Genomic DNA, 6,029 nt, shown 5'->3' with positions numbered 1-6,029 from the left:
CAAACTGCGCTAATCGCCGATGCTTACTGTTGTTTGCGAGTGACCTCGTTAACAACGGGGTGCATAATAGTGATTTGACCGAGTCAGGTCAAACATTTTTTTAAGAAAATAATTCAATCGGTCACTTTTAGTTCATAATGGTTAAATATTGCAAATATAAGCTAAAATTTGAACTCTTTTTTATAAAGTAGCGCTTTATATAAGATTGCATCTTGGCGCTATGATGCTTTTCTGCGAAAATACGCAACATAAATAAATATGATCAAACAAACATGATTTGTGTATCCACGCCCCCTTTATTGGATAATCATATTTAGATGTATCAGTATCAAGTTAACTAACCCCAATTAAAGGTCACCTATGACGGCAAACATCATCGATGGTAAGGCAATAGCTAAACAAGTACGCAGCAATGTAGCAGAGCGAGTTGCAGAGCGTGTAGCGAATGGATTACGCGCTCCAGGACTAGCAGTTGTGTTAGTTGGTCAAGATCCAGCTAGCCAAGTGTATGTTGGTTCTAAACGTAAAGCATGTGAAGAAGTCGGCTTTGTATCTAAGTCTTACGATTTACCTGGCGACACAACTGAGCAAGATTTACTTGCATTAATAGATCAACTAAACGAAGACAAAGAAGTAGACGGTATTCTAGTACAGTTACCTTTACCACAAGGTCTTGATGCTGAAAAAATTCTTGAACGCATCACACCACATAAAGATGTTGATGGTTTCCACCCTTATAACATTGGTCGTTTAGCTCAGCGTATGCCGGCACTTCGCCCTTGTACGCCAAAAGGGATTATCACCCTACTTGACTCAACAGGTGTTCGCTACAAAGGTATGCACGCAGTTGTTGTTGGTGCATCAAACATTGTTGGTCGTCCTATGTCACTTGAGCTTTTACTTGCAGGCTGTACAACAACGGTTTGTCATAAATTTACTCAAGATTTAGAAACGCATGTTCGCCGCGCTGATTTATTAGTTGTAGCGGTGGGTAAACCTGAGTTTATTCCGGGTGATTGGGTTAAAGAAGGTGCTATCGTAATCGATGTAGGTATTAACCGCCTTGAATCTGGCAAGCTTGTTGGTGATGTTGAATACGATATCGCTGAACAAAAAGCACATTTCATTACACCAGTACCAGGTGGTGTTGGTCCAATGACTGTGGCAAGCTTAATCGAAAACACCCTTGAAGCGTGTGAAAAGTACCACAGCTAAGAAGAGCTAAATTATTGCAAAAGGCTGCCAATTGGCAGCCTTTTTTGATTTTAAAACCGATGTAGTTTGAACAGTCTGAGCTTTAACATCTGGGGGAGCACTGAAAACACAATCATCATAAACATCAATAGGTATTGCCAGTCTTGATATTGTTCGTTTATGAGTAAAACAGCGCATACGATTCCCGCAATTGGGTTAGCTATCGTTCCGAATGAAAACTCAGCTACAGTCATGCGTCCTAATAACCAAACATACAGAATATAAGCGATGGCAGTATTGGGCACGATTAACCAAAATAATGCCGAATATTGCAGCGCTGAGATAGGCTCAAATACCACTTGGTATTGTTCTGGGTGAAGTAAACTGCCATCAATAAACGCAGCCAATAATAAAATAGTGCCGCCAATGATTAACTGCCAGGTAAGCACAACCCACCAATGAATATGCACCGACAAACTCTGTACCAAGGTGCTACCAATCACAATAGTCAGTAAGGCCCCAAATAAAGCAGCCACTCCCAATACATTTAATGACACGTGTGCTGGGTCAAACAAAAACCATGCCAATACCACCAGCGCCATAGCACAGAATGCTTGAATTTTTGCAGGGCGCTGTCCTTTAGTAAGCCAAGCATATATCAAAGCCACAACCGGCACAGACACCATCCCTACCCCAGCTATAGCTGCAGGAAGGTTTACTGCCATGATAAAAATAAAGGCAAAAAACAGCGCGATATTCACAGCACCTAGCGTTAACAAACTTGGCCACTGCGAACGGGTTGGCAAACTAGGTTTAAGTAATAAAAGTAACAACCCTGCAGGTAGTGCACGCAATGCGCCTAATAAAAGTGGCGGCCAATCAGGTGTGGCATATTTGGTCACGGCATAGGTGGTGCCCCATAAAAAGGCGGGGATCATGGCAAGTAAAATATTCAATGTCTGTCCTTGTTAATACGAAGAGATGACAAGGCAAAACCTCAAGTAAAGTTGAGGTCAATAGCTGTATCTAATTAAAAACAAAAAAGGTTGCCTCGTTGGCAACCTTTTTTAATGAGTTATCTTTCGATGGATACTTAGGCTTTACGCCACGTTGTTTTACCAGCAGAGTCTTCAAGTACCACACCAAGTGCATTCAATGCATCGCGGGCTTCATCAGCTGCCGACCAATCTTTGCTTGCGCGGGCTTCATTACGTTTTGCTATTAACGCTTCGATGTGTGCTACTTCATCATCAGCTTGGCCACCTTGTAAAAAGGCTTCTGGATCTTGTTGTGCTACCCCTAATACCTCTGCAACACTACGTAGTACATAAGCGAGCTTACCTGCTTGCTCTGCATCACTGTCTTTAACACGGTTTAGCTCTTTTGCTAGTTCAAATAACACGGGTAGTGCTTCTGGTGTGTTGAAGTCATCATCCATCGCTTTTCTGAATTTAGCCACATATTCATTGCTAGCTAAGTCGCATTCGATTGGCGTTACCCCGCGCAGTGCAGTGTAAATACGTTCAAGTGACGAACGTGCTTGCTCAAGGTTTTCTTGCGAATAGTTAAGCTGGCTACGGTAATGACCTGATATTAAGAAATAACGAACTGATTCAGCATCGTACTCTTTTAATACATCACGTACGGTAAAGAAGTTGTTTAGAGACTTAGACATCTTCTCTTTATTTACCTGCACCATACCCGTGTGGATCCACGTATTCACGTATTTGCCGTTATTTGCACAGCATGACTGAGCAATTTCGTTTTCATGGTGCGGGAACTGTAAATCTGAACCACCACCGTGAATATCAAAATGTTCGCCTAAGTGCTTAGAGCTCATTGCTGAACATTCGATATGCCAACCAGGACGACCCTCACCCCATGGTGAAGACCATGACGGCTCTTCTGGCTTGGCTTTTTTCCAAAGCACGAAATCAAGTGGATCTTGCTTATCTTGTGCAACTTCAACACGTGAACCAGCCTGTAGCATGGTTAGGTCTTGTTGTGATAAAGCACCATATTGCTCAAAGGTTGATACGTCAAACAATACATCACCATCTGCAGCAACATACGCATGGCCTTTGGCAATTAGACGCTCAACCATCGCGATGATTTCATCCATATGGTTTGTTACTGTAGGCTCAACATCCGGACGCAGCATATTTAAGCTGTCGAAATCTTCATGCATGGCTTTAGTCATACGAGTCGTTAAGTCATTAATTGACTCACCATTTTCGTTAGCACGCTTAATGATTTTGTCATCAACATCTGTGATGTTACGAACATATTTTAAATCGTAACCGATGTGGCGTAGGTAACGAACAATCACGTCAAAACCAACGAAAGTACGAGCATGACCGATGTGACAGTAATCATAAATGGTGATACCACACACGTACATGTCGATTTTGCCATCAACAAGGGGTTTAAACTGCTCTTTTTGTCGCGTAAGTGTGTTGTAAATTTGTACCATTTATAAAATGTCCTTAACGGTGTTTCGAGATTCTCTATGGTAACACTTGCAAAGCCGCTGCTCTAGCGCTTTATCAATTGAATAAGCAGTTTGTTAATCGTTTTAAACAAGCTCTTTGTTAATCAAACACAACTACTATAAAATAGCCCCATTATTAAACCTGATATAGGAAACCTCATGGTTGTACTACACACAAACTTTGGTGACATCACTATCAAGATGCACGAAAGCGATGCACCAAACACAGTTAAAAACTTCTTAGAGTATGCCAGCGCTGGCTTTTACAACGGTACTATCTTCCACCGTGTAATCGATGGTTTTATGGTACAAGGCGGTGGTTTTGAACCAGGTATGGTTCAAAAAGAAGTAAACAACCCTATCGAAAATGAAGCAAACAACGGCCTTGCAAATAAAGTGGGCACATTAGCAATGGCACGTACGCCGGATCCACACTCAGCAACTGCGCAGTTCTTCATTAACGTTAACGACAATGACTTTTTAAACTTCAGCAGTGAAACATCACAAGGCTGGGGCTACTGCGTGTTCGCAGAAGTTGTTGAAGGTATGGACGTGGTAAACAAAATTAAAGGTGTTGCTACTGGCAGCGCTGGCTTCCACCAAGACGTACCTCTTGAAGATGTAATCATCGAAAAAGTAACGGTTAGCTAATTTAATCGTTTAGTCTTTTTAAGCGGGCCTTTGCCCGCTTTTTTGCGAGTAACCATGAAACAAAGTTATTTTATTGCCGATCTCCATTTAACAGAAAACCGCCCAGACATCACCGCGGCATTTTTTGATTTTCTTGATAACAAGATTATTAATGATGACGTTGATGCGCTGTATATTTTGGGTGATTTTTTTGAAGTATGGGTCGGTGATGACTATCAAACTGACCTTTCAAAGAGTGTTGCCGCACGTTTAAGCCAAGTCAGTAAAAGTGGTACTGAGGTGTTTTTTATCCATGGTAATCGCGATTTCATTATGCGAGAAGACTATGCAAAAAGCGCGAGTATGACGTTATTGCCTGAGCAAGTTGTTATTGATTTATACGGTACTCCAACCGTTATCTTGCACGGTGATGAAATGTGCACTCAAGATATTGAATATCAGAAGTTTCGTAAAAAAAGCCGTGGTTGGTGGTGGCCAAAACTAATGCTTGCTATGCCGCTTTGGTATCGTAAGAAAATTGCCCGCAACGCCCGCGAAAAATCAAAACAAAGCCAAGCTGGCAAAGCATTAGAGATTTTAGATGTGACCGAAGATGCGGTTTTAGCCATGTTTGAAAAGCATCAGGTTGCTAATATGATCCACGGTCATACCCACCGCCCCAATGTGCATCACTATAATATAAATGGTAAAACGCTAACCCGCACTGTACTGGGTGACTGGTATGAACAAGGTTCATACTTAAGAGCTACTCCTGAAAAACAAAAACTAGTCCATACGCCCTTTAAATAAGCGTATTTTTAACTATGCTGTAAACAGTAATGTTAAATACCTTCTCTGTTTATGAACCGATTAAGCTTTTTCTGTTGCTGTTTACTGTTCAGCTTTTCAGTCCACTGCCAAACTTGGCAATTGGTCACTGAGCCATTCCCGCCCTATTTTATTGGTGAACAACACAAGCCTGGCTGGCTTCATGAAGTGGTCATCGCAGCACTGAAAACGCAAAATCAAAAAGCCTCTATCGAATATACTCAGTGGGCTCGAGCATTAAAACTGGCAAAACGACATAGACGTGTGGCAGTACTCGGGGCTTATTATACTGAGTTAAGAACGCGAAGCTTTATTTATTCACAACCTATTGCGACAGCTCACACAGTACTTTTTAAACGCGCAGGCAGCGAGATAACTTTTACTGGCTCACTATATTCACTAAAACCCTATACGATTAGTAAAGGAGAAGACTATGCAGTTAGCCCAGAGTTTGAACAACACCCAGAGCTTACTGTAACAACCACTGATAGCTTAATTGATAGCTTATTACTACTAAAACATGGCCGCGTTGATTTAGTTGCAGGCACAAAAGAAGTCGCTTTGTATTGGCTCAGCAACAGCGAGCGGTTACAACAAGCAAAGCAAGTAGAAGTTGAATATATTACCCCGACTTTAGCTACGCAAAATTTACACGTGATCAGCGACAAACATCATCCCCAAGCAAAGCAATTTCAACGTAGCTTACATTTAGGTCTAAAAGCGATTGTGGCTTCAGGTGAACTAGAAGAGATTCTCCAAAGCTATGAGTTTACTGACGAGCAAACTCGTCAATTAACTCAATTATTAAGCAGAAACCTGCGCTAGTTGCGGTAATAAGAATTCAAATTTTAAGGAACTGAGCTTACTTGTGATACATAGGTACTCA

General features: G+C 41.6%; 6 protein-coding genes. 4 read left to right on the top strand and 2 right to left on the bottom strand.

Annotated features, from left to right (window positions below; all coding sequences use genetic code 11):
• Window positions 1-360 precede the first annotated feature (360 nt).
• Window positions 361-1,215 carry a bifunctional methylenetetrahydrofolate dehydrogenase/methenyltetrahydrofolate cyclohydrolase FolD gene (gene folD / locus CWB80_RS15190; RefSeq protein ID WP_054553151.1) on the top strand — a complete coding sequence of 285 codons (855 nt, stop codon included), beginning with the start codon at window positions 361-363 and terminating at the stop codon, window positions 1,213-1,215.
• Between the two features lie 50 nt (window positions 1,216-1,265).
• Here folD and CWB80_RS15185 read toward each other — a convergent pair whose 3' ends face one another.
• Together CWB80_RS15185 and cysS are read right to left on the bottom strand one after the other, a co-directional pair.
• Window positions 1,266-2,150, bottom strand: coding sequence for a DMT family transporter (locus tag CWB80_RS15185; protein ID WP_138598977.1), 885 nt, complete (start codon window positions 2,148-2,150; stop codon window positions 1,266-1,268).
• A gap of 137 nt (window positions 2,151-2,287) precedes the next feature.
• The gene (gene cysS, locus CWB80_RS15180) at window positions 2,288-3,667 is read right to left on the bottom strand and encodes a cysteine--tRNA ligase (protein WP_138598978.1); all 1,380 of its coding nucleotides are present in this window, start codon (window positions 3,665-3,667) and stop codon (window positions 2,288-2,290) included.
• A 177-nt stretch (window positions 3,668-3,844) separates the two neighbouring features.
• Between cysS and CWB80_RS15175 the strand changes: the two genes are divergently transcribed.
• The 3 genes from CWB80_RS15175 to CWB80_RS15165 are packed head-to-tail and all read left to right on the top strand — an operon-like array spanning window position 3,845 to window position 5,968.
• Complete coding sequence (locus CWB80_RS15175) at window positions 3,845-4,336, top strand: peptidylprolyl isomerase (protein WP_054553154.1); 492 nt, start codon at window positions 3,845-3,847, stop codon at window positions 4,334-4,336.
• A gap of 54 nt (window positions 4,337-4,390) precedes the next feature.
• The gene (locus CWB80_RS15170) at window positions 4,391-5,125 is read left to right on the top strand and encodes a UDP-2,3-diacylglucosamine diphosphatase (protein WP_138598979.1); all 735 of its coding nucleotides are present in this window, start codon (window positions 4,391-4,393) and stop codon (window positions 5,123-5,125) included.
• A gap of 51 nt (window positions 5,126-5,176) precedes the next feature.
• Window positions 5,177-5,968: a transporter substrate-binding domain-containing protein gene (locus CWB80_RS15165; RefSeq protein WP_138598980.1), complete on the top strand. Its 792-nt coding sequence runs from the start codon at window positions 5,177-5,179 to the stop codon at window positions 5,966-5,968.
• Window positions 5,969-6,029 lie beyond the last annotated feature (61 nt).

This window comes from Pseudoalteromonas sp. S1650 (assembly GCF_005887195.1).
Taxonomy (GTDB): domain Bacteria; phylum Pseudomonadota; class Gammaproteobacteria; order Enterobacterales; family Alteromonadaceae; genus Pseudoalteromonas; species Pseudoalteromonas simplex.
This window is presented reverse-complemented; position numbering and strand designations above follow the sequence as displayed.

Bases quoted from the DNA above. Each gene is read 5' to 3' on its own strand.
- folD (WP_054553151.1), top strand. From the start codon at position 361: ATGACGGCAAACATCATCGATGGTAAGGCAATAGCTAAACAAGTACGC.
- cysS (WP_138598978.1), bottom strand. From the start codon at position 3,667: ATGGTACAAATTTACAACACACTTACGCGACAAAAAGAGCAGTTTAAA.
- CWB80_RS15175 (WP_054553154.1), top strand. From the start codon at position 3,845: ATGGTTGTACTACACACAAACTTTGGTGACATCACTATCAAGATGCAC.
- CWB80_RS15170 (WP_138598979.1), top strand. From the start codon at position 4,391: ATGAAACAAAGTTATTTTATTGCCGATCTCCATTTAACAGAAAACCGC.
- CWB80_RS15165 (WP_138598980.1), top strand. From the start codon at position 5,177: ATGAACCGATTAAGCTTTTTCTGTTGCTGTTTACTGTTCAGCTTTTCA.